Origin of the sequence: Sphingopyxis lindanitolerans (assembly GCF_002993885.1) — a bacterium.
Classification (GTDB): Bacteria; Pseudomonadota; Alphaproteobacteria; order Sphingomonadales; family Sphingomonadaceae; genus Sphingopyxis; species Sphingopyxis lindanitolerans.
The window spans coordinates 291,327-313,145 of record NZ_CM009578.1 but is presented as its reverse complement, the minus strand read 5'-3'; the positions used below and the strand labels follow the sequence as shown (position 1 = coordinate 313,145).

At 66.0% G+C, this 21,819-nt stretch carries 22 protein-coding genes; 16 read left to right on the top strand and 6 right to left on the bottom strand.

What is annotated here, in order from left to right; translation table 11 throughout:
- Positions 1-148 precede the first annotated feature (148 nt).
- Complete coding sequence (locus tag CVO77_RS01565) at positions 149-1,144, bottom strand: aldo/keto reductase (protein WP_105997583.1); 996 nt, start codon at positions 1,142-1,144, stop codon at positions 149-151.
- Entirely contained in the window at positions 1,141-2,388 is a 1,248-nt protein-coding gene (locus CVO77_RS01560) for a dicarboxylate/amino acid:cation symporter (RefSeq protein ID WP_105997582.1), read from the bottom strand. The genes CVO77_RS01565 and CVO77_RS01560 overlap by 4 nt, the downstream gene beginning before the upstream one ends.
- A 107-nt stretch (positions 2,389-2,495) precedes the next feature.
- Here CVO77_RS01560 and glmM point away from each other — a divergent pair, with 107 nt between their 5' ends.
- From glmM to CVO77_RS01535, 5 genes are all read left to right on the top strand, one after another.
- Positions 2,496-3,836, top strand: a complete 1,341-nt coding sequence (gene glmM, locus CVO77_RS01555) for a phosphoglucosamine mutase (RefSeq protein ID WP_105997581.1) — start codon at positions 2,496-2,498, stop codon at positions 3,834-3,836.
- Positions 3,837-3,872: 36 nt separating this feature from the next.
- Positions 3,873-4,097: a DUF1272 domain-containing protein gene (locus CVO77_RS01550; RefSeq protein WP_106000561.1), complete on the top strand. Its 225-nt coding sequence runs from the start codon at positions 3,873-3,875 to the stop codon at positions 4,095-4,097.
- Complete coding sequence (thiD, locus tag CVO77_RS01545) at positions 4,094-5,236, top strand: bifunctional hydroxymethylpyrimidine kinase/phosphomethylpyrimidine kinase (protein ID WP_105997580.1); 1,143 nt, start codon at positions 4,094-4,096, stop codon at positions 5,234-5,236. The genes CVO77_RS01550 and thiD overlap by 4 nt, the downstream gene beginning before the upstream one ends.
- Positions 5,237-5,339: 103 nt before the next feature.
- Complete coding sequence (locus CVO77_RS01540) at positions 5,340-5,894, top strand: ribonuclease HII (RefSeq protein WP_105997579.1); 555 nt, start codon at positions 5,340-5,342, stop codon at positions 5,892-5,894.
- A gap of 12 nt (positions 5,895-5,906) precedes the next feature.
- Positions 5,907-6,803 (top strand): oxidoreductase, encoded by an 897-nt coding sequence (locus tag CVO77_RS01535; protein WP_105997578.1) that lies wholly within the window; start codon positions 5,907-5,909, stop codon positions 6,801-6,803.
- 74 nt (positions 6,804-6,877) lie between these two features.
- On the opposite strand, the gene CVO77_RS01530 is transcribed toward CVO77_RS01535, so the two are convergent.
- The gene (locus tag CVO77_RS01530; RefSeq protein ID WP_146130800.1) at positions 6,878-7,216 is read right to left on the bottom strand and encodes a hypothetical protein; all 339 of its coding nucleotides are present in this window, start codon (positions 7,214-7,216) and stop codon (positions 6,878-6,880) included.
- Positions 7,217-7,229: 13 nt separating this feature from the next.
- On the bottom strand, positions 7,230-7,571 hold the full coding sequence (locus CVO77_RS01525; protein WP_105997576.1) for a hypothetical protein: 342 nt from the start codon (positions 7,569-7,571) through the stop codon (positions 7,230-7,232).
- 366 nt (positions 7,572-7,937) lie between these two features.
- Here CVO77_RS01525 and CVO77_RS01520 point away from each other — a divergent pair, with 366 nt between their 5' ends.
- Positions 7,938-9,089, top strand: a complete 1,152-nt coding sequence (locus CVO77_RS01520) for a site-specific DNA-methyltransferase (protein WP_105997575.1) — start codon at positions 7,938-7,940, stop codon at positions 9,087-9,089.
- Between the two features lie 150 nt (positions 9,090-9,239).
- Positions 9,240-10,370 (top strand): dihydropteroate synthase, encoded by a 1,131-nt coding sequence (folP, locus tag CVO77_RS01515; protein ID WP_105997574.1) that lies wholly within the window; start codon positions 9,240-9,242, stop codon positions 10,368-10,370.
- 61 nt (positions 10,371-10,431) lie between these two features.
- Here folP and CVO77_RS01510 read toward each other — a convergent pair whose 3' ends face one another.
- Positions 10,432-11,865, bottom strand: coding sequence for a sigma-54-dependent transcriptional regulator (locus CVO77_RS01510; protein ID WP_105997573.1), 1,434 nt, complete (start codon positions 11,863-11,865; stop codon positions 10,432-10,434).
- 157 nt (positions 11,866-12,022) lie between these two features.
- On the opposite strand from CVO77_RS01510, the gene CVO77_RS21550 reads away from it, so the two are divergent.
- The 5 genes from CVO77_RS21550 (at position 12,023) to CVO77_RS01485 (ending at position 16,148) form a co-directional block, all read left to right on the top strand.
- The gene (locus CVO77_RS21550) at positions 12,023-12,232 is read left to right on the top strand and encodes an aa3-type cytochrome c oxidase subunit IV (RefSeq protein ID WP_242446061.1); all 210 of its coding nucleotides are present in this window, start codon (positions 12,023-12,025) and stop codon (positions 12,230-12,232) included.
- 10 nt (positions 12,233-12,242) lie between these two features.
- The gene (locus CVO77_RS01500) at positions 12,243-13,364 is read left to right on the top strand and encodes an NAD(P) transhydrogenase subunit alpha (protein ID WP_105997572.1); all 1,122 of its coding nucleotides are present in this window, start codon (positions 12,243-12,245) and stop codon (positions 13,362-13,364) included.
- A 172-nt stretch (positions 13,365-13,536) separates the two neighbouring features.
- Positions 13,537-13,818 carry a proton-translocating transhydrogenase family protein gene (locus CVO77_RS01495; protein WP_105997571.1) on the top strand — a complete coding sequence of 94 codons (282 nt, stop codon included), beginning with the start codon at positions 13,537-13,539 and terminating at the stop codon, positions 13,816-13,818.
- Between the two features lie 58 nt (positions 13,819-13,876).
- Complete coding sequence (locus CVO77_RS01490) at positions 13,877-15,328, top strand: NAD(P)(+) transhydrogenase (Re/Si-specific) subunit beta (protein ID WP_105997570.1); 1,452 nt, start codon at positions 13,877-13,879, stop codon at positions 15,326-15,328.
- Positions 15,329-15,449: 121 nt separating this feature from the next.
- A complete protein-coding gene (locus tag CVO77_RS01485; RefSeq protein WP_105997569.1) occupies positions 15,450-16,148 on the top strand; it encodes an aspartate/glutamate racemase family protein in 699 nt (232 codons plus the stop codon).
- Positions 16,149-16,178: 30 nt separating this feature from the next.
- On the opposite strand, the gene CVO77_RS01480 is transcribed toward CVO77_RS01485, so the two are convergent.
- Positions 16,179-16,592 (bottom strand): DUF2147 domain-containing protein, encoded by a 414-nt coding sequence (locus CVO77_RS01480; RefSeq protein WP_105997568.1) that lies wholly within the window; start codon positions 16,590-16,592, stop codon positions 16,179-16,181.
- A 99-nt stretch (positions 16,593-16,691) separates the two neighbouring features.
- On the opposite strand from CVO77_RS01480, the gene CVO77_RS01475 reads away from it, so the two are divergent.
- The 4 genes from CVO77_RS01475 to CVO77_RS01460 all read left to right on the top strand — a co-directional run bounded on the left by CVO77_RS01475 (position 16,692) and on the right by CVO77_RS01460 (position 21,784).
- A complete protein-coding gene (locus CVO77_RS01475; protein ID WP_105997567.1) occupies positions 16,692-17,909 on the top strand; it encodes a parallel beta-helix domain-containing protein in 1,218 nt (405 codons plus the stop codon).
- On the top strand, positions 17,906-18,931 hold the full coding sequence (locus CVO77_RS01470; RefSeq protein WP_105997566.1) for an SO2930 family diheme c-type cytochrome: 1,026 nt from the start codon (positions 17,906-17,908) through the stop codon (positions 18,929-18,931). The genes CVO77_RS01475 and CVO77_RS01470 overlap by 4 nt, the downstream gene beginning before the upstream one ends.
- A 169-nt stretch (positions 18,932-19,100) precedes the next feature.
- Entirely contained in the window at positions 19,101-19,733 is a 633-nt protein-coding gene (maiA, locus tag CVO77_RS01465; protein ID WP_106000559.1) for a maleylacetoacetate isomerase, read from the top strand.
- The gene (locus CVO77_RS01460) at positions 19,730-21,784 is read left to right on the top strand and encodes a TonB-dependent receptor (RefSeq protein ID WP_105997565.1); all 2,055 of its coding nucleotides are present in this window, start codon (positions 19,730-19,732) and stop codon (positions 21,782-21,784) included. Before maiA ends, CVO77_RS01460 begins: the two co-directional genes overlap by 4 nt.
- The last annotated feature ends 35 nt before the right edge of the window (positions 21,785-21,819 follow it).

The following is a 21,819-nucleotide window of genomic DNA, read 5'->3' as shown; positions in this document are numbered from 1 at the left end:
GCTCGTTCGAGCGGAGCGAGAACCGCGCGCCTCCGCTGCCTCGACTTCGCTCGGCAGAGCCCCTCGTCTTCGCTCGGGGATGCGGCTTCTATGACGGCTCGCCACGCTGATTGCGGCAACAACTGGTCGAAAGCGGATATCCGCGACGCTACAGCCGCACCATCCGCATGCCCTGCTCGCCATAGCGCGGGCCGTTCGTGCCGCCGACCGGCGCCGCTGCCTCGATCGCCGCGAGATCGGCGGGGGTCAGGGTGACGGCGGCGGCGGCGACGCTGTCCTCCATCGTCGCGCGGCGCTTGGTGCCGGGGATCGGGACGATGTCGTCGCCCTGCGCGAGCAGCCAGGCGAGCGCGATCTGTGCGTTCGACACGCCATGCCCGGCCGCGACCCGGGCGATCGCATCGACGATTGCGAGGTTGGCGGGCAGATTCTCCTCCGAATAGCGCGGATCGTTGCGGCGCCAGTCATGCTCGGGAAGTTCGTCGCGGCTGCGCACCGTGCCCGCGAGGAAACCGCGACCGAGCGGTGAATAGGGCACGAAGCCGATACCGAACTCGCGGCAGACGGGCAGGATTTCGGCCTCGACCTCGCGCTCCCAGATCGAATATTCGCTTTGCAGCGCGGCGATCGGCGCGGCCTTGGCGGCGCGGCGCAGCGTTTCGGGGCCCGCCTCCGACAGCGCGATGTGGCGAACCTTGCCTTCCTTCACCAGCTCCATCATCCCACCGACGACCTCTTCGATCGCGATCGAGGGATCGACGCGGTGCTGGTAGAAAAGGTCGATCGTGTCGATGCCGAGCCGCCGGAGCGAGCCTTCGCAGGCGGCCCGCGCGTTGGCGGGCGAGCCGTCGACGCCGACGATCTGCTTGCCCTCGAACTTGAAGCCGAATTTGGTGGCGATGACCAGCCCGTCGCGCTTGCCCCGGATCGCTTCGCCGAGCAGCTCCTCGTTGCTGAACGGGCCATAGATTTCGGCGGTGTCGAAGAAGGTGACGCCGAGGTCGATCGCGCGGTGGATCGTGCGCGTCGCCTCGTCCATGTCGGCGGCCTCGCCATAGAGGATGTTGCCGCCCTTGATCATCGGCATGCAGCCGATGCCGATCGCGGACACGTCGAGGCCCTGGCCGAGGGTGCGATATTTCATGGCGTTTCTCCTGTGCTGGCGTCGTCGACTCCGTCGGCGGCGAATTGGGTAGCGGCGACGTCGGCGATAACATTGCCGAGGGTGCGGAAGATGTCGGGAAAGGTCTCGACCGCGACGAGCAGCCCCAGCGGTGCGACGGGCACCCCCATCGCGATCGCGATCGGCGCGATCGAGGTGACGAAGCTGATCGATCCGGGCAGGCTGACCGAAGAGAGCGCCGCCGCCAGCGCGACCGCGAGGCCGACCGCCATCTCCCACGGCGTCAGTTCGATCCCGAACAGCCAGGCGACATAGACGACGACCGCGAGGTTCATCGCCGGGCTGGTAAAGCGGAACAGCGCGACCGCGAGCGGCAGGACGACATCGGCCTTTTTCGGATCGACGCCCAGGTCGGCGGTCGCGCGCAGCATGGCGGGAAGGCTGGCGAGCGAGCTTTGCGTGCTGAGCGCGACCGCGAAGGTCGGCACCATCGCGCGAAGGAAGCGCGGCAGGGGAATGCCGACGACGAGGACCGCGAGCAACAGGCCGAGGATGATCGTCGCGGTACCGATCGCCGAGAGCATCAGCACATAATGGAGCAGCCCGCCGAACGCCGAGACCCCGGCCTTGACCGCCAGCGCATAGCCCAATGCGAAGACGCCGATCGGCGCGAGCGCGAGAACCCAGCCGATGACGACGAGCATCGCTTCGCCGAGCGCGCTGAACAGCCCCGACAATATCGCGCGGTTCGGGGGCGAGATGCGGGTGATCGCGAAAGCGAAGATGGCGGTAAAGACGATCAGCGGCAGGATCGCGGTATCGGCCGCGGCGGCGATCGGGTTCGTCGGGATGAGCGACAGCAGGAAATCGGCGAAGCCCGGTGATGCGGTGGCGTCGGCGGTTCCGCCGAGGCCGTGGCGCAGCCCCTCCGCCGCCGCCGTCGAAAGCGGAAACAGCCGCAGCAGGAACGGCAGGACGAGCAGGGTCATCATCCCGGCGAGCAGATTGGCGCCGATGAAGGTCGCGACCGCGCGCCCCGCGAGCTTGCCCGCGCGCGCGGCGTCGGCGGTCGCGGTGATGCCGGTGATGAGCAGCGCGACGACGAGCGGCACGATCGTCATCTTGAGCGCGTTCAGCCACAAGGTGCCGATCGGCTCGACAAAGGGCAGCGACGCGGTGCCGGTATCGGGCGAGAGCATTTCGATGCCGATCCCGAGCAGCATGCCGGCGACCAGCGCCGAAAGGATGATCCATGCCGATTTCAAGTTCAAACCTTTCGGCCAGCTTGCCAAGCAAAAACGGGTGACCTAGGGCCTCCCTGTGTGCCGGGGCGAGCCTTGTCCTGCACCCCGGATTAGGTAGCAGAGGTGCCATGCGCAAGTTTTTCGGAACCGACGGGATTCGCGGGCTGACCAACCAGGTTCCGATGACCGCCGAAGTCGCGATGCGCGTCGGCATGGCGGCGGGGGCGCATTTCCTGCGCGGCACCCACAAGCATCGCGTCGTCATCGGCAAGGATACGCGATTGTCGGGCTATATGCTCGAAAATGCGCTGGTCGCGGGCTTTACCAGTGTCGGCATGGACGTCGTGCAGGTCGGGCCGATGCCGACCCCGGCGGTCGCGATGCTGACGCGGTCGATGCGCGCCGATCTGGGAGTCATGATCTCGGCGAGCCACAATCCCTATGCCGATAACGGCATCAAATTATTCGGCCCCGACGGCTATAAATTGTCCGACGCGGACGAGGCGCAGATCGAGCAGCGGCTGACGCAGGAGCCGCGGCTGGCCGACCCGACGCTGATCGGGCGTGCGAAGCGCATCGAAGATGCGCGCGGCCGCTATATCCATGCCGTGAAGCTGAGCCTGCCCGAATCGGTCCGGCTCGACGGGCTCAAGATCGTGCTCGATTGCGCCAATGGCGCCGCCTATAACAGCGCGCCGACGGTGTTCTGGGAACTGGGGGCCGACGTCGTCGCGGTCGGGGTCACCCCGAACGGCGTCAACATCAACGACCGCTGCGGCTCGACCGCGCCCGGCCTGCTTCAGGAAACCGTGGTCGCGAGCGGCGCCGACATCGGGATCGCGCTCGACGGCGACGCCGACCGGCTGATCATCGTCGACGAGAAGGGTGCGATCATCGACGGCGATCAGATCATGGGACTGATCGGCGCAAGCTGGGCGCGGCAGGGCCTGCTCAAGGGCGGCGGGGTCGTCGCGACGGTGATGTCGAACCTGGGCCTCGAGCGTTTTCTGGAAAGCGAGGGGCTGCGGCTCGAGCGGACCAAGGTCGGCGACCGCTATGTCCTCGAGCGGATGAAGAGCGGCGGGTTCAACGTCGGCGGCGAGCAGTCGGGGCATATGATCCTGTCGGACCATGCGACGACCGGCGACGGCACGCTCGCCGGATTGCAGGTGCTCGCCGAGTTGGTCCGCTCCGCAAAGCCCGCGAGCGAGCTGCTCCACCAGTTCGATCCGGTGCCGCAGCTTTTGAAGAATGTCCGCTTCGCGGGCGGCAAGCCGCTCGAGAACGGCGATGTCCAGGCGGCGATCGCCGAGGGCGAAGCGGCACTGAACGGCCGCGGCCGCCTCGTCATTCGCGCGTCGGGCACCGAACCCGTGATCCGCGTGATGGCCGAAGGCGACGATGCCGGGCAGGTCGAGCGCGTGGTCGACATGATCTGCGACGCGGTGCGCGTCGCGGCGGCGAATTGAACAACCTCACCACCTATTTTGAAGGAAGTTTTGAAAATGCTTGAAATGCGACCCGATTGCGAAAAGTGCGGCCGCGATTTGCCCGCGAACGTCCACGGCGCCTTCATCTGTTCATTCGAATGCACATTCTGCGCGAACTGCGCCGACAAGCTCGACGAAATTTGCCCCAATTGCGGCGGCGACCTGCTCGACCGGCCGCTGCGCGAAGGCGCGGCGTTGCAGAAATTCCCGGCCTCGACGGAGCGGAAGCATAAGGGGTGACCGCGCGCATTCTCATCATCGCCGGCTCCGACAGCGGGGGCGGCGCGGGGATTCAGGCGGATATCAAGACGGTGACGATGCTCGGCGGTCATGCGATGACCGCGATCACGGCGATCACCGCGCAAAATACGCTGGGCGTGCAGAGCGTCCACGCGATCCCGACCGAGATGGTGCTGGCGCAGATCGACAGCGTCGTCGCCGATATCGGCGTCGATGCGGTGAAGATCGGCATGATCGGCAGCGCCGAGACGGCGGCGGCGGTCGCCGCGCGACTGGTGCGGCCCGACCTTGCGCAGGCGGCGGTGGTGTTCGACCCGGTGATGATCGCGACGAGCGGGTCGGTGCTCGCCGATGCCGCCACGACCGCGGCGTTTCGCGCGCTGCTGGATCGTGCAATGGTCGCGACCCCGAACCTGCCCGAACTCGACGCGCTCGGCGGCGAGGAGGCGGTGCTGGCGCATGGCTGCGCGCTGCTCGTCAAGGGTGGCCATGCCGAGGGCGAGACGGTGATCGACCGCTTGTGCGAAGCCGGCGAAGGCGAAGCCGCGCGCTGGGAGGCACCGCGGATCGACACGGTGCACAGCCACGGCACCGGCTGCACGCTGGCGAGCGCGATCGCGTGCGGTTTGGGGCAGGGCATGCCGCTGGAGCCAGCGATCGCGCGGGCACGCGATTTCGTGCGGCTGTCGCTGCTCGACGCGCCGGGGCTGGGACGCGGTCATGGCCCGATGGGGCAGCAATATGTGCGCAACGACGGGCTGTTCACGGGACCGGCGCTCAATCAGGTCACGCTGCCCGCGAGCGACTATGCGGAATCGGTCGCTTTCTACAAGCAGATGGGTCTGAAGCAGATCGTCGATAGCCCGCAAAACGGCTATGCCCGGTTCGAGGCGGCGAATGGCGTGACCTTGTCGATCCACGTCGGCGATGGAGTAGCGGGCGGGGCGACGACCTATCTGGAGAGCGGCGCGCTCGACGCCTGGGTCGCCTATCTTGCGCGGCGCGGGGTATCGTTCGAGCAGATGCCGAAGGATGAGGAATGGGGCTGGCGCGAGGCGCGGCTGACCGACCCTGCCGGCAATCGCCTGTGCCTCTATCAGGCGGGCGAGTATCGGAGGTATCCGCCGTGGCGACTATAGCTCCCCTCCCGCTTGCGGGAGGGGATGGGGGAGGGCCGGTTTCCTGCATGCCCGACCTCGACAGACCCTCCCCTAACCCCTCCCGCAAGCGGGAGGGGAATCGATGATCGTCGGTGTCGATGAAGCCGGGCGTGGGCCGCTGGCGGGGCCGGTCGTTGCGGCGGCAGTGCTATTGTGCGAGGGCGGCATCGCCGGGCTCGACGACAGCAAGAAACTCTCCGCGAAACGCCGCGGCGAGCTGGAGATTCAGATCAAGGCGCGCTGCCGCTGGGGCGTCGGCGAGGCGAGCGTCGCCGAGATCGACCGTATCAACATATTGCAGGCGACCTTCCTCGCGATGACGCGCGCGGTCGAGGCGCTGGGGTTCGATCCCGGCGAAGTGCTGGTCGACGGCAATCGCCTGCCCAAGTGGCGCTATCGCGCGCGCGCGATCGTCGGCGGCGATGCGATCCACCCGTGTATTTCGGCAGCGAGCATCCTCGCCAAGGAACATCGCGATCGCTTCATGGTCGCCGCGGCGCGCGACTATCCGGGCTTTGGCTGGGAAACCAATATGGGCTATGGCACGGCGCAGCATCTGGCGGCGCTGCGCAGTCATGGGCCGACGCCGCACCACCGGACGAGTTTCGCGCCGGTCGCGCAGCTCATGCTGATCTGACGGGAGAAGGCGATGCGCAGCGGTTTCACGGCCGATGACGTTGCGACCCAGACCGGGCGGCGCTTCCTCGTTACCGGCGCCAATGCGGGCATCGGGTTCGAGGTGGCGAAGCTGCTGGCGGCGCGCGGCGCGCATGTCGTCCTCGCGTGCCGCGACGCGGGCCGCGCCGAAGCGGCGATCGATCGCATCGGCGCCGACGCGCCGGGCGCCGAACTGTCGTTCCAGCCGCTCGACCTTGCCGATCTCGACCAGGTGAAAGAGGCGGCGAAGGCGGTGCTGGCGGGGCCGCGCGTCGATGTGCTGATCAACAACGCCGGGGTGATGATCCCGCCGCGAACGCTGACGAAGCAGGGGTATGAACTGCAATTCGGGGTCAACCACCTCGGCACCTTCGCCTTTACGGGACTGATCCACCCGCATGTCGACGACCGCATCGTCGTCACCGCCAGCCTCGCGCACAAGGGCGGCGCGATCGATTACAGCGATCTGGGGGCAAGCCGCAGCTATCATAATTGGCAGCGCTATCAGACGAGCAAGCTTGCGAATCTGCTGTTCGTGTTGGAACTCGATCGGCGGCTGAGCGCCGCGGGACGCGCGACGCAGGCGATCGGGTGCCATCCGGGGGTCGCGCTGACCGAGTTGACGCGGCATCTGCCGTTCCCGCTGCGCGGCATGACGCCGCTCGCCACCCCCTTTTTCAACAGCGCGGCGCAGGGCGCCTGGCCGACGTTGCAGGCGGCGACGGGCGCCCATGTTCAGGGCGGCGATTATCTGGGGCCGCAGGGGCTGGGCGAGATATCGGGGCGTTCGGGGCCGGCGCGCGCAACGAGCAGGGCGCGCGATCCAAAACTCGCGCGCGAACTGTGGGCGCGCTCGATCGAGCTGACCGGGGTCGATCCGGGGATTTGACGGCGATTTTTCAGGGCAACTCGGGAAGAGTGGCCATGTCGGCGGCCGCCCTTCCTTTCGCCGGGCGATTTGGCCTATTCGGCTGCCTGACAGGCCTTGATGAACTGTTCCATTTCCTCTTCCGAGGCCATGTCGAGGATTTCGGCCATCTGATCGTAGGATTGCTGAAACGTCTCTTCGCTGTCATGTCCGACTGCTGGTGCGAGCGCTTTCGCCCGTTCGAGTTGGACTTCCGCCTTGGCTTCATTCGCTTCGCCGCCCAGCTTGCGAAGAATGATCGCGCAGCTTTGCGCGTCATTATAAGCCTGGGCCTCTTCAGCGCTCGGCGTCGGAAAATCCTCCTCTTCCTGGGCGGCAGCGAAGGCGGGTGCGGCAAGAAGTAGGGCAACGAAAGGCGCAAGAACCCGCGTCATCGATGATGGCATGTCAGTTTGCCTCACCATCGGTTGCCGACGCCTCGCCGGTGCAGGTGATCGTGCCGGGTTTCACGTCGAACTGGCGCGCGCCGACCATGCCTTCGGGGAGTGGTTTTTCGACGATGGCGGCGTCGAGCGCGCAATTGCCGCCCGTCACGCGGTACAGGTCAGGGCTGACATATTCGATCTGTTCGATCAGATGCCCCCGCCCGATGAAGGTTTCGGCGATGTCGGCGCGATCGAGGATCGCTTTCAGTTCTGCGGTCCGCTGATACTGCGGCGGGAGAGCAGAATAGGCGGGGACGGCGAAGCCGATGGATACGGCCACGGCGATCAGACTGATTGATTTCATCCTTAGCTCCTTTTCCTTCCCACCCGGATTGGGCCAGACAAGCCCCTGTATCGAGACAACCCTTTAAATCAAGGGGTTGCGGGGCTATTTTTTCCCCGACTGACGGTGAACGCAGGATCTATGTTCGGGCGCTGCCTGTCCGTCGCAAACCGTCGACGCGAAAAAATATTCGCCGGTGAGTCCTTGTCGCCACACCACCAGTGGTTGAGTCCCCGAGTCGCGGCAGACTCCATATGGTGTGTCAGACTCCTTTCGTTCTCATCGCGTTAACCATATCGACACGCGGAATCCCTAGAATCCCGGGCTTGACGGCGGACTCCGCTGGACTCATCAGGGGCTTCTTTCGAACGGGAATGGGGTGCAGACATGGGTGTGATGGATCGGGTCAAGGCGCCGGCGACGAAGCCGCGGACGCCCAAAGCGACCCCCAGGCCAGCCTCGGCCGACCTGCCGCTCGACCGCATCCTGCAGGGCGATTGCGTCGCGATGATGCGATCACTGCCCGCCGCGTCGGTCGACATGATCTTCGCCGATCCGCCCTATAATCTCCAACTCGGCGGCGACCTTCACCGCCCCGACGGCAGCCAGGTCGATGCCGTCAACGACGAATGGGACAAGTTCGACAGCCTTGCCACCTATGACCGCTTCACCCATGCGTGGCTGAAGGAAGCCAAGCGCATCCTGAAACCCGGCGGCAGCATCTGGGTGATCGGCAGCTATCACAATATCTTCCGCGTCGGCGCCGCGCTGCAGGACCAGGGCTATTGGATCCTCAACGACATCGTCTGGCGCAAGGCGAACCCGATGCCCAATTTCAAGGGCACGCGCTTCACCAACGCGCATGAGACGTTGATCTGGGCGTCGATGGGCGAGAAGGCGCGCTACACCTTCAACTATCGCGCGATGAAGACGCTCAACGACGAGTTGCAGATGCGCAGCGACTGGTTGATCCCGATCTGCGGCGGGCAGGAACGGCTCAAGAAGGGCGGCGCCAAGGTCCACCCGACGCAAAAGCCCGAGGCTTTGCTCTATCGCATCCTGCTCGCCTGCTCGAACCCCGGCGACGTGATCCTCGATCCCTTTTTCGGCACCGGCACGACCGGTGCGGTCGCCAAACGCCTCGGCCGCCATTTCATCGGCATCGAGCGCGAGGATGATTATATCGCCGCCGCGCTCGAACGCATCGAGATGGCGCTGCCGCTCGACGAGAGCGCGGTAAAGACGATGATGGCGCCCACCGCCGCGACGCGCGTCGCGTTCGGGACGCTGGTCGAAGGCGGACTGGTGCCGCCGGGATCGGTGCTGACCGACGCCAAGCGCCGCTGGAAAGCGGTGGTGCGCGTCGATGGTTCGCTCGATTGCGAAGGGCAGGACGCGGGGTCGATCCACAAGGTCGGCGCCGGGGTGCAGGGCGCGCCAAGCTGCAACGGCTGGACCTTCTGGCACGTCGACGACGGCAAGCAATTGCGGGTGATCGACGCGGTGCGGCAGGACTGGCTGCTCGCGAACGAGGCTTAGGGATATTCGGCGAATTTTAGATAAGACCGCGTGCTCCCGCGAAGGCGGGAGCCCATCACCGGGCGGTTCCATTTTGAACCCACCGGAGATGGATCCCCGCCTTCGCGGGGACACGCAGCTTTCTTAGCGCGGACGGGCAAGGGGACGAGGATGTTTGCACCGCTAACCAAGCCCGACCTCGGCACGACGTGGGAAGATGCTCGCGTTTATCTGCGCCCCGCCTGTTTCGTCGATCGCCCGCACGAGCTGGACGACGCCTGTCTGCGCGTCGCTGACACGATGGTCTGGTTCGCGGCGTGGCACATCAGCCTGCGCGACGGTTTGTCGGTCAAGTCGGCTATCGTTCCGGTTCCCGAACTCGACGCTTGGATCGCGGCGATGCCCGACCCGTTGGCGCAGGCGGCGACCGCGCAGCGGGCCGGGGTGGCGCGGCCGCGCGGCCATTTCCAGCTTGGCGAGCGCACCATCCGCCTGAACGAGCCGCAACTCCTGGGCATCCTCAACGCGACGCCCGACAGTTTTTCGGACGGCGGCAAGCCCATCGACACCGCGGCGGCGATCGACGCGGGTTTCGCCATGGCGTCGGCGGGCGCGGCGATCGTCGATGTCGGCGGCGAATCGACGCGGCCCGGCGCGCCGCTGATCTGGGAAGGCGATGAGATCGGCCGCGTCGAGGGCGTCGTCGCGGCGCTCGCGAAGGGCGGGGTCGCGGTGTCGATCGATACGCGCAAGGCCGCGGTGATGGAGGCGGCGCTCGCCGCCGGGGCGACGATCGTCAACGATATCTCGGCGCTCCGCTATGACGAGCGCGCGATGGAGGTGGTCGTCAAGGCGGGCTGTCCGGTCGTGCTGATGCACGCGCCCTCGGCGAAAAGCGACCCGCACGAGGGGGGCGCCTATGCGCACCCGCTGTTCGACGTCTACGACATGCTCGCCGAGCGCGTCGCGGCGTGCAAGGCGGCGGGGATCGACCCCGCGAAGATCATCGTCGATCCGGGCATCGGCTTTGGCAAGGGGGTTGGTGATAATCTGGCGCTGGTGAACGGTCTCGCGCTTTTCCACACCCTTGGCTGTCCGCTGCTGTTCGGCGCCAGCCGCAAGCGGATGATCGGTGCGCTCGATAATGAAGCGGCGGCCGACCAGCGGCTCGGCGGCACGATCGCGCTGCATTATCAGGCGGCGTCGCAGGGCGCGCAGTTGCTGCGGGTGCATGACGTCGCGGAAAACCGGCAGGCGCTGCGTGTGTGGCGCGGGCTGCGGGATGCGGCGCTGACGGGGTGATTTCTCATATCATCCCGGCCTTCGCCGGGATGACGGCAAGAATTAGGACAACAGCGGCCAATCAAGCCGCCGTATCGATCCCCAGATCGCTGAGCTTGCGATAGAGCGTCGAGCGGCCGATCCCCAGCCGCCGCGCGACTTCGCTCATCCGGCCACGGTAATGGCCGATCGCGAGGCGGATGACGTCGGCTTCGATCTCTTCGAGCGGGCGGAGGTTGCCGTCGGGAAGGTAGAGGGTGATCCCGATCGCTTCGCCATTGATCGCGACATCGCCTTCGCCGCCCGGCAGCCCGCCGCCGAGCGCGGCTTCGATCGCCGTGAGGTCGGCGCTGGTGAGGACGTCGGTCTTGCTCGACGTCGCGGCGCGGAACAGCACGTCCTGAAGCTGGCGGACATTGCCTGGCCAGGCATAGGAGGCGAGCAGGCGCAGCGCGTCGTCGGTGACCCCGATCGGCCCCATGCCGGGCAGCCCGCCGATCCGCGCGAGCAGGTGCCGCGCGAGCGGGCCGACGTCGCCGCGGCGTTCGGAGAGCGAGGGCAGGGTGAATTGCGCGGTCGACAGCGCGTAGAACAGATCCTCGCGGAAATGCCCCGCCTCGATCAGCTTGTCGAGCGGGCTGGTGCTGGTCGCGATGATGCGGACATCGACGCTCTGGCGGATCGAACCGCCGATCATCTGAACCTCGCCGCTGTTGAGGAATTCGACGAGCTTGGCCTGGGTTTCCGCCGGGATACACTCGACATGGTCGATGATGATGCTGCCGCCGTCGGCCTGGACGAGCCGCCCGACCTGGCGATCGAAGGCGCCCGGAAAGGCGCCGCGCTCGTGGCCGAACAGCCCCGACCCGATCAGCCCCGGCGACACCGCCGAACAATCGACCATGACGAGCTGGCCGCGGGCGCGCGGGGATGCGCTGTGGATGGCGCGCGCGAAGACTTCCTTGCCGGTGCCGGGCTTGCCGTTGATCATCACCGGGACGCGGGCGCGCGCGGCCTTGGCGGCGATCGCCAGCGCGCTGCGGAAATTGGGGCTCGACCCGATGATCTCCTCGAACGCCAGCGGCGCGCGCAGCTTTTCGGTGAGCGGGCGCAGTTCGCCCTGCGGGCCGTTCGGCGCGACGATGCGATCGAGCGCGCCGAGCAGCCGGTCGGGGGCGATCGGTTTCTGGACGAAATCGCTCGCGCCAGCGCGCATCGACGCGACCGCGATCTCGACCCCGTTGCGCATCGTGATGACGATCAGCGGCAGCGCGGGGCGCCAGCGGCGCAGTTCGGCGACGAATTCGGGAATCGGGATGCCCGGCGTGCCCTGATCGACGAGCACGGCGTCGAGCGCCATGCCCTCCTGGGTGCCGAGCTTGGCGAGTGCGGTGTCGGTATCGCCGGCCACGACGCTGCGCCAGCCGCCGCGCGAGACCAGGGCCGACAGAAAGCGCTGCTGGGCAGGCTCGCTATCGACGATCATCACCATTCGCGTGTCGCGCGCATTCGCCATCGGTTTGATTCTGCCCCCTTTTGGCAGCATTTGCCATGCCGCATACCGCAATGGGGCAAAGATGTAAGCCCAAGGGGTAAAAGGGCCATTAAGGCCGTTCGGCATTTGCCGCGCGATGGGGCTTTGGGCAAAGCGCCCCTTGAGCATCGCGGGCGGCATGGCTAAGACCGGCGCGACAATCGAATTCTGGCCGATTCTGGGCGCGCGGTCGCGCGCTTTTTCGGGCGAAAGGCAAAGGGGACAGGCGATGGCAGAGCAGGAAATGAAAGCGGCGAGCGAAACCTATTCGGGTTTTCTGAGCCTGTTCAAGGTCGGCGCGATCGCGAGTGCGGTCGTGGCGATCATCGTCGTCCTTTTGATCTCCTGACCGGCCCGGCATGCGCATCGCTGTCCTGAAGGAGCTCGCCTCCGGCGAGACCCGTGTCGCCGCGACTCCCGAAACCGTGAAGAAATTCATCGGGCTGGGCGCCGAACTTGCCGTCGAAAAGGGGGCGGGCGAGACCGCGTCGATCGCCGACGCCGACTATGCCGCCGCGGGCGCGTCGGTCGGCAGCCGCGCCGAGGTGCTGAAGGGCGCGAACATCATCCTCGCGATCCAGGGCCCCGACCCGGCGGGGCTGAAAGGCTTTGCCGACGGTGCGTGGCTGGCGGCGGGGCTCAATCCATTTGGCGAGCGCGCACGGGTCGATGCTTATGCCAAGCTGGGGCTCGAGGCGTTGGCGATGGAATTCATGCCGCGCATCACGCGCGCGCAGTCGATGGATATCTTGTCGAGCCAGGCGAATCTCGCGGGTTACAAGGCGGTGCTGATGGCGGCGAACGCCTATGGCCGCGCCTTTCCGATGATGATGACCGCCGCGGGCACCGTCAGCGCCGCCAAGGCGTTCGTGATGGGGGTCGGCGTCGCCGGGCTTCAGGCGATCGCGACCGCGCGCCGCCTGGGCGCACAGGTCAGCGCGACCGACGTCCGCGCCGCGACCAAGGAACAGATCCTATCGCTCGGCGCCAAGCCGATCTTCGTCGAGACCGTCGCGGGGATCGAGGGTGAGGGTGCCGGCGGCTATGCCACCGAAATGTCCGACGAATATAAGGCGGCGCAGGCCGAACTCGTGTCGTCGCACATCGCCAAGCAGGACATCGTCATCACCACCGCGCTGATCCCGGGGCGCCCCGCGCCGCGGCTGATTTCGGACGCGCAGCTTGCCTCGATGCGCAGCGGCAGCGTGATCGTCGACATGGCGGCCGAAAGCGGCGGCAATGTCGAAGGATCGGTGTCGGGCGAAGCGAAGAAGATTCACGGCGTCACCGTGATCGGCGCGAGCAATATCGCCGCGCTGATGCCCGCCGACACCAGCGCGCTGTTCAGCCGCAACCTGTTCAACTTCCTCTCGGCCTTCTGGGACAAGGACGCGGGCAAGCCCGTGCTTGACGAGGAGATCGGCAATGCCGTGCGCCTGACGCAGGGCGGCAAGGTCGTGAACGAGCGGTTGCTGGGCTAAGCGCGACCGCGTCGCGGTTGAACGCACGGCTTCGTAACTTTATTACGTCTCCGACGCCTGTCCTTGGCTGCGGGAAAAACCCGCGGCGGTCTTTTTGACAGCTTTGGAGTCGACACGCTCCCTTGCGCACGGCAATAGGTGCGCCAAGCGGAATCAGCAGGGGAGTTCGCCCGTGGACTTTATCTCGATCTTTTCGATTTTTCTTCTGGCGTGTTTCGTCGGCTATTTCGTCGTCTGGTCGGTAACGCCGGCGCTGCACACGCCGCTGATGAGCGTCACCAACGCGATTTCGTCGGTGATCATCGTCGGCGCGCTGATCGCCAGCGCCGCCGCGGGATCGCCGGTGTCGAAATGGCTCGGCCTCGCCGCCGTGGTGATGGCGAGCATCAACATTTTCGGCGGCTTTGCGGTCACCGGACGCATGCTCGCCATGTACAAGAAGAAAGAGCGCTAAGCGCTGCGATCCATGGTTTTGACGGGTCGCGGACGGGCGGCCCGACGGGGGAATTAGCATGCACGAAGTAGCACCGATCAATCCCTGGGTGGCGCTGGCCTATCTGGTCTCGGGCATCCTCTTCATCATGGCGCTGCGCGGCCTGTCGAGCCCGGCCTCGTCGCGGCGCGGCAACCGTTTCGGCATGATCGGCATGACGATCGCGGTCGTCACGACGCTGATCACGCATGTTCCACGCGGCGCCGATGGTGCGCTCGACACCATCGCGATCGCCGAAGTGCTCGCTGCGATCGGCATCGGCGCCGTCATCGGCCTCGTCACGGCGCGGCGCATCGCGATGACCGCGATGCCGCAGCTTGTCGCGGCGTTCCACAGCCTTGTCGGCCTCGCCGCGGTCGCGGTGGCGGCGGCGGCCTATCTCAACCCCCAAGCTTTCCACATCGCCGACGCGGCGGGACAGATTTTCACGGTCAGCCGTATCGAAATGGGGCTGGGCATCGCGATCGGCGCGATCACCTTTTCGGGTTCGGTCATCGCCTTCCTGAAACTCAACGGCAATATGTCGGGGTCGCCGATCATGCTGCCGGGGCGCCACGTCATCAATCTGGCGACGCTTGCCGCGATCATCGGGCTTGTCGCCTATTTCACGCAGGACCAGTCGCCGTGGGTGTTCTGGACCGTCACCGGCCTGAGCTTTCTGATCGGCTTCCTGCTGATCATCCCGATCGGCGGCGCCGACATGCCGGTCGTCGTGTCGATGCTCAACAGCTATTCGGGCTGGGCCGCGGCGGCGATGGGCTTCACGCTCGGCAACACCGCGATGATCATCACCGGCGCGCTCGTCGGCTCGTCGGGTGCGATCCTGTCCTATATCATGTGCCGCGCGATGAACCGCAGCTTCATCAGCGTGATCGCGGGCGGCTTCGGCGCCGATTCCAGCGCGGCGGCCGGCGGCAGCAAGGAACAGCGCCCGTGGAAGCCGGGGAGCGCCGACGACGCCGCCTTCCTGATGAGCCAGGCCGAAAATGTCATCATCGTCCCCGGATATGGCATGGCGGTGGCGCAGGCGCAGCACGCGCTGCGCGAAATGGGCGACGTTCTGAAAAAGGAAGGCGTCAACGTCAAATATGCGATCCACCCGGTCGCGGGGCGCATGCCCGGCCATATGAACGTACTGCTCGCCGAAGCGAACGTCCCCTATGACGAGGTGTTCGAGCTGGAAGATATCAACGGCGAATTCGCGCAGGCCGACGTCGCTTTCGTCATCGGCGCCAACGACGTGACCAACCCGTCGGCGAAGACCGACAAGACCTCGCCGATCTATGGCATGCCCGTGCTCGACGTCGAAAAGGCGAAGACGGTGCTGTTCGTGAAGCGGTCGATGGGCGGGGTCGGCTATGCCGGGGTCGATAACGACGTCTTTTACATGGACAATACGATGATGCTGCTCGGCGATGCCAAGAAGATGGCCGACGACATCGTCAAGGCGCTGAACGGCGGCGGCCACTGAGCCGACAACCATTGACCCGAATCGTCATCCCGACGAAGGCCGGGATCTCAACCTCGCGTCCGTAATTGACGTGGAGATCCCGGCCTTCGCCGGGATGACGATGAAGGGATGAATAGCAGTTATGCGCAAAATCGGCCTGATCGGAGGCATGAGCTGGGCATCGACCGAGCTTTATTACCGGCATCTCAACAAGGGCGTGCAAAAGCGGATCGGGACGTCCTGTTCGGCGCCGATCCTGCTCGAAAGCCTCAACTATTGCGACTTGTCGCGGCTTTCGACCCCCGAGCAATGGGCGCATGCGAAGGATGTGCTGATCGCGTCGGCAAAGCGGCTTGAGGATGCGGGCGCCACCGCGCTGATGATCGCGGCGAATTCGATGCACAAGGTCGCCGAGGATGTCGCGGCGGCGATTTCGATCCCGCTGCTCCATATCGTCGACGAGACGGGCGAGAAGATGAAGGCCGACGGAATCAAGTCGGCGGCGGTGATCGGCACGCGCCATGTGATGGCCGAACCGTGGTTCCGCCAGCGCCTCGTCCGCCATGGGCTGACCCTTGCGCCCTATGACGCCTCGCGCGCCGAGGTCATCGATTCGATCATCTATGACCAGCTCATGCAGGGCAAGGTCACCGAGGATGCGCGCCGCACGATGCGGACCTTCATCACCGACATCGCCAAGCAGGATGTCCAGGCGCTGGTGCTCGCCTGCACCGAACTGGTGATGCTCGTCGATCCCGACGCCAATGTCCTGCCGATCTACGACACGACGCGCATCCACGTCGCGGCCGGGGTCGAGTGGATTTTGGGCGACGCGCCTTAAGATTTCCCCTCCCGCAGGCGGGAGGGGGAACTAACTCACCCGCGTCCAGGTCACGGTGCGGCAGAACACCGAAACGCAGCCTTTCATCGTCAGCCTGTTTCCGGCGACGCGCAGGTGGGCCTTGTAATAGCGCCCGTCCTCGGGGCTGTAGCCCTGGCCGCGCCAGCCGTCGCTGCTTGGCACGAGGTCCCAATAGATTTGCAGGCCGGTCACCGCGCGGCCGCGTTTCGCCTTGTCGGGGTTGCGCTCGTCGAGCTGGCCGCCCGCGGGCTGCTTGATCAGCAGGCGCTCGACGCGCCCGCACATCTTCGCCCCGCACGGCGCCATCGCGACGATGGCCTTCCCGTCGTCGGTCTTCCAGCGTCCGCCGACCGACGCGGGCGCGGCGGCGATGGACGGGACGGCGATCAAGGCGCCAAGCGCCAGGGCGATTCTATGCAGCAATGCGACCTCTCCTTATTTTTTTAGCTACACGCATGTCAGCAACCCGCTTGGCATCCGTCAAGTCTTGCCGCATGATTGCCCAAAACAAGGGAGAGAGATATGCCATTCCTCGGTCTTCGCCACGCGGCGACGCTTGCCTTCGTCGCGGCCTTCGCGGCCAGCCCGGTAACGGCAAAGACGATCAGCGTTTCGGCTGGAACGCCCGACGCCAATGAAAAGCTGCAAGAGGCGCTGATCCTTGCCGAGCCGGGCGACACCGTCGAGCTGGGCGCGGGGGTGTGGAAACTGACCGACGGGCTGTCGCTCGACGTCGACAATGTCACCGTGCGCGGTGCGGGAACCAAGGATGGCGAGGGGTCGATCCTCGATTTTTCGGGCCAGCAGGGCGCGGGCGAGGGACTGCTCGTCACCTCCGACGATGTGTTCCTGACCAATTTCGCGGTGCTCAACACGCGCGGTGACGGGATCAAGTCGAAGGACGCCGATCGCATCGTCTATCACCAGCTCCGCGTCGAATGGACCGCGGGGCCAAAGGCGACCAACGGCGCTTATGGCGTCTATCCGGTCGAGAGCAGCGACGTGCTGATCGACAGCGTCTATGTCCGCGGCGCGTCCGACGCGGGCATCTATGTCGGCCAGTCGAAGAATATCATCGTCCGCGATTCGATCGCCACCGAGAATGTCGCCGGGATCGAGATCGAGAACAGCTTCGACGCCGACGTCCACGACAATATTGCGACGAAGAACACCGGCGGCATCTTGGTGTTCGACCTGCCGAACCTGCCGCAGCAGGGCGGGCATAATGTCCGGGTGTTCGAGAATATCGTGAACGACAACAGCACGCCGAATTTCGCGCCGAAGGGCAATATCGTCGCGAGCGTGCCGACCGGCACCGGCGTGCTCGTGATGGCGAACCGCAACGTCGAGGTGTTCGGCAACAGCTTCGACCAGAATGGCACCGCCAATGTGATGATCGTCGGCTATCGCTACGATCAGAAAGATCCCAAATATCAGCCGTTGCCGAGGGCGATCGTCGTGCGGGACAATCAGCATGGCAAGGCGGGCTATGCCCCTGCTTTCGCGGGCGGAGCCGAGATCGCGGCGGCGATGGGCGGGGCGATCCCGCCGATCCTGTGGGACGGCGCGGGCGACGCGGTGGTGCTCGACACGGTCCCCGTGCTGTCGCTGAACCTTCCCGACGTGACGACGCCGCAGAGCGAGGCGAAGCCCGCGCCCGCCGACCTGTCGAAAGGAACGCCGCCGGCGCCGCTTCCCGGCATCACGCTGCCGGAAAGCATGGAGGCCAAGGTCCAGTGAAACGCGCCGTCGCGGCGCTCGCGGCGGCGCTGCTGCTCGCCAGCGGGGCGAGCGGCGGAGCGCCGCCGCGCGTCGATCAGGCCTTGATCGACGGCGACGCGATGCCGCCGAAGCTGTCGGCGTTCGGGCTGTTCGCCGCGAACGATCCGGCGCGCCCGGTCGCGAGCTTTGCCTACACGCTGAACACCCCGCTGTTCAGCGACTATGCCGAAAAGCATCGCTTCATCTCGATCCCCGCCGGCACGAAAGCGCATGTTCGGGAGGATGGGACGATCGATTTTCCGGTCGGCACCGTCATCGTCAAAAGCTTTGGCTGGCCCGACCGGGACGGCGGCCGCCCGGTCGAGACGCGCCTCCTGATCCACCGCGCCACGGGCTGGACCGCGCTTCCCTATATCTGGGACGCCGACGGCCAGGATGCGTCGCTCGCCATCGCCGGGCGCCGCGTGCCGGTGACCTTCAAAAGCCCCGACGGTGAAGCGCACAGCATTCGCTATGCGGTCCCGAACAAGAACCAGTGCAAGGAATGCCACAATCTGGCGGGCGTGATCGAGCCGATCGGTCCCAACGCACGCAATCTGGTGCTACCGGCCGCGATGACGGGTGATGCGACGCGGCTTTATTTCGACAATCCCGAGGCGTTGAAGCCGGTGCTGCCGCGCTGGGACGACCCGAAAAGCGGCACGGTGCAGGAGCGCGCGCGCGCCTATCTCGACGTCAATTGCTCGCATTGCCACAACCCCCAGGGGAGCGCGTCGAACAGCGGGCTGTTCCTGCGCTGGACCGACCCGGTCGGAGTCAATTACGGCATCGGCAAGCGCCCGACCGCGGCGGGGCGCGGCAGCGGCGGGATGGATTTCGCGATCAAGCCCGGCGATCCCGATCACAGTTTCCTGATCTATCGCCTCGAAAGCCTCGACCCCGGAATCGCGATGCCCGAACTCGGGCGCGGGGTGGTGCACAAGGAGGGCGTGGCGCTGCTGAGGCAATGGATTGCAGAGATGCCGAAGGAGGGGGGATAAAGGGCGATCGGGCTTGAATGATATGGACCCAGCCCATATTCGTCATCCCGGCGAAGGGTGTCCGGAGGCACGTGACTCCGGTCACGATCTCATCGTCGAGACCTGACGCGCCGTCGAGATCCCGGCCTTCGCCGGGATGACGCAACAACCGGATGGTGCGCCGAACCTTATGACCTCTCTCGTCCTCCACGATTATTTCCGCTCCTCGGCCAGCTACCGCGTGCGCATCGCGCTGAACCTCAAAGAGCTCGCTTATGGCCGTGTCGAGGTCAGCCTGATCGCGGGCGAGCAGAAGAGCGATGAATATCTGGCGCAGAATGCGCAGGGCTTCGTGCCGATGCTGGTCGCGGATGGCGAGACGATCATCCAGAGCCTGGCGATCATCGACTGGCTCGATCGCGCCTTTCCCGAGCCGCGCTTGATCCCCGACGATCCGATGCCGCGCGCGGTCGCGCTGGCGCAGGCCCATGTCGTCGCGTGCGATATTCACCCGCTCAACAATCTGCGCGTGCTCAAATATCTGACCCGCGATCTGGGGCTGAATGAGCAGACCAAGGATCGCTGGTATCGGCACTGGATCGCCGAGGGCTTCGACGCGCTGGAAGCGATGGCGGGCGAGGGGCGTTATCTGGGCGGCGATGCGCCGGGGATCGCCGACTGCTGCCTCGTGCCGCAAATGTATAATGCGCGGCGTTTCGAGATGCCGCTCGATCCTTATCCGCGCCTGACCGCAATCGATGCGGCGTGCATGGAGTTGGAGGCGTTCCAGAAGGCACACCCCGACGCGGTGAAAACGGCGTGATCCGCCTTTTGATCGGAACCGCCGCGCTGGCGCTGCCGGTGATGGCGATGGCGCAGGAAGCGGAGGCTTTTACCCAAGCTAACGATTACGACTGCTGTGTTCTCGCAATCCTGCCCAAGGATGTGATTATTGTGAATGGTAGCGGACAGCTGCCTATGGTCGATGCCGACAAGACGCAGGGCCGGGCCTTGATAACCGACATCAGGCCCGGGCTGGGCAATCGGGTCGAAAACATCCTTCGCGACGAAGCGGGTTTGGCTCAATTCCGCCGCTCCGACGGACGTTCGGCCCATCCGACCAGCCAAGGTATCACGCTGCGCGGACTTGGCGGCAATGCGTCGAGCCGCGCGCTGGTAACGCTCGACGGTGTGCCGCAAGCTGACCCTTTCGGCGGCTGGGTCGCGTGGAGTGCCTATGACGCGATCAATCTGGGCGGCATATTCGTCACCCGTGGAGGCGGGAGCGGCGTCGACGGGCCGGGCGCGCTCGCGGGAACCATCGCTCTTCATTCGAAGATGATCGACGTCGAGCAGGCAAGTCTTGCGTACGGCAGCCGCGGCAGCTGGGATGCGTCCGCCTCCTTTGGCGAGCGGATCGGGGAGGGGCAGGTCGAGGTCGATGGGCGATATAGCCGGGGGCATGGCTTCATTCCGATCGTCAAGGGCCAGCGCGGCACGGTCGATCGCGCCGCGCCCTATGCGCAGGGCGGGCTCGGCATCCGCTTGCGCTTCGACGCGGGCGATGACAGCCGGATCGAGGCGAGCCTGCGCGGTTTTTCCGACCGTCGCGATCGCGGCACCGATTATACGGTGAGCAAGTTCGACGGGATCGACGCCAGCCTGCGTTTCGTCCACGATCCGGGCGGCGCGACGCAATGGCTGGCGCTCGCTTACCTCCAGCTTCGCGATTTCGACAGCGGCTTTGCCAGCGTTGCGGCGGGCCGGAACAGCATCGCGCCCGCGCTCTTCCAGCGCGTTCCCGCGACCGGGATCGGCGCGCGCGTCGAGGTGCGGCCCGCGATCGACGACGCCAATCCGCTTCGCGTCGGCGTCGACTGGCGCCGCACCACCGGCCGCACCGAGGAGGATTATTTCTTCACGGCCGGGGTTCCCAACCGCCACCGCATCGCCGGGGGCAGCAGCGACACGGTCGGTGCGTTCGCCGAATGGAGTTCGGGCGACGCGGACGAAGGCCTGCTCTGGACCCTTGGCGGCCGGATCGACCGTTGGCGGCTCGGCACCGGCTATCGGCTCGAACGCAATATCGGCGGATCGGTGATCACTGACCTTGGCTTTCCGTCGCGAAGCGGCTGGGAAGGGAGCGGCCGCGCGGGGGCGCGCTGGACGTCGGGCGCCTTTGCGCTGCGCGCCGCGGCCTATCGCGGCTGGCGCTTGCCGACCCTCAACGAACTCTATCGCCCGTTCCGGGTGGGCGCCGACACGACCATCGCGAACGAATTGCTCAAGCCCGAACGCTTGTGGGGCGGCGAGGTCGGCGCCGACTGGGATAGCGGCGACACGAAATTGTCGGTGACGCTGTTCGCCAACCATCTGTCGAACGCGATCGCCAATGTGACGCTCGCGCCCAATCTCAGCCAACGGCAGAATCTTGATGCGATCGACAGCAAGGGCGTCGAATTCGCCGCCGACCAGCGGCTCGGCCCGGCGACGCTGCGCGCGACCTGGGCCTTTACCGACGCGAAGGTCGATGCTTCGGGGCTTGCGGCGAGCCTCGACGGCCGCCGTCCGGCACAGATCGCCAAGAACAGCGGCAGCGTGTCGCTACGGTCGAACGCGAACGGCCCGTTCGGGGGTTTTGCGACGCTGCGCTATATCGGCAAGCAGAATGAGGATGACCTGGGGCTTCAGGCGCTGGGCGATGCGCTGACGCTCGACGCCGGGCTGTCGTGGCGCATCACACAAGCGATCAGCTTGGAAGCGCGCGGCGAGAATCTGACCAATGAGCTAGTGCCCGCGGCGATTTCGTCGGCGGGGATCGTCGAGCGCGCGACCCCGCGCACGCTGTGGATCGGCGCGCGAGCGCAATTCTGACGCCCATCGAGTTTGCGTGTCCCCGCGAAGGCGGA

Bases quoted from the DNA above. Each gene is read 5' to 3' on its own strand.
- CVO77_RS01550 (WP_106000561.1), top strand. From the start codon at position 3,873: ATGCTTGAAATGCGACCCGATTGCGAAAAGTGCGGCCGCGATTTGCCC.
- CVO77_RS01525 (WP_105997576.1), bottom strand. From the start codon at position 7,571: ATGAAATCAATCAGTCTGATCGCCGTGGCCGTATCCATCGGCTTCGCC.
- CVO77_RS01485 (WP_105997569.1), top strand. From the start codon at position 15,450: ATGCGCAAAATCGGCCTGATCGGAGGCATGAGCTGGGCATCGACCGAG.
- CVO77_RS01475 (WP_105997567.1), top strand. From the start codon at position 16,692: ATGCCATTCCTCGGTCTTCGCCACGCGGCGACGCTTGCCTTCGTCGCG.
- glmM (WP_105997581.1), top strand. From the start codon at position 2,496: ATGCGCAAGTTTTTCGGAACCGACGGGATTCGCGGGCTGACCAACCAG.
- CVO77_RS01565 (WP_105997583.1), bottom strand. From the start codon at position 1,144: ATGAAATATCGCACCCTCGGCCAGGGCCTCGACGTGTCCGCGATCGGC.
- CVO77_RS01540 (WP_105997579.1), top strand. From the start codon at position 5,340: ATGATCGTCGGTGTCGATGAAGCCGGGCGTGGGCCGCTGGCGGGGCCG.
- CVO77_RS01500 (WP_105997572.1), top strand. From the start codon at position 12,243: ATGCGCATCGCTGTCCTGAAGGAGCTCGCCTCCGGCGAGACCCGTGTC.
- maiA (WP_106000559.1), top strand. From the start codon at position 19,101: ATGACCTCTCTCGTCCTCCACGATTATTTCCGCTCCTCGGCCAGCTAC.
- CVO77_RS01535 (WP_105997578.1), top strand. From the start codon at position 5,907: ATGCGCAGCGGTTTCACGGCCGATGACGTTGCGACCCAGACCGGGCGG.
- CVO77_RS01510 (WP_105997573.1), bottom strand. From the start codon at position 11,865: ATGGCGAATGCGCGCGACACGCGAATGGTGATGATCGTCGATAGCGAG.
- CVO77_RS01530 (WP_146130800.1), bottom strand. From the start codon at position 7,216: ATGACGCGGGTTCTTGCGCCTTTCGTTGCCCTACTTCTTGCCGCACCC.
- folP (WP_105997574.1), top strand. From the start codon at position 9,240: ATGTTTGCACCGCTAACCAAGCCCGACCTCGGCACGACGTGGGAAGAT.
- CVO77_RS01490 (WP_105997570.1), top strand. From the start codon at position 13,877: ATGCACGAAGTAGCACCGATCAATCCCTGGGTGGCGCTGGCCTATCTG.
- CVO77_RS01520 (WP_105997575.1), top strand. From the start codon at position 7,938: ATGGGTGTGATGGATCGGGTCAAGGCGCCGGCGACGAAGCCGCGGACG.
- CVO77_RS21550 (WP_242446061.1), top strand. From the start codon at position 12,023: ATGGCTAAGACCGGCGCGACAATCGAATTCTGGCCGATTCTGGGCGCG.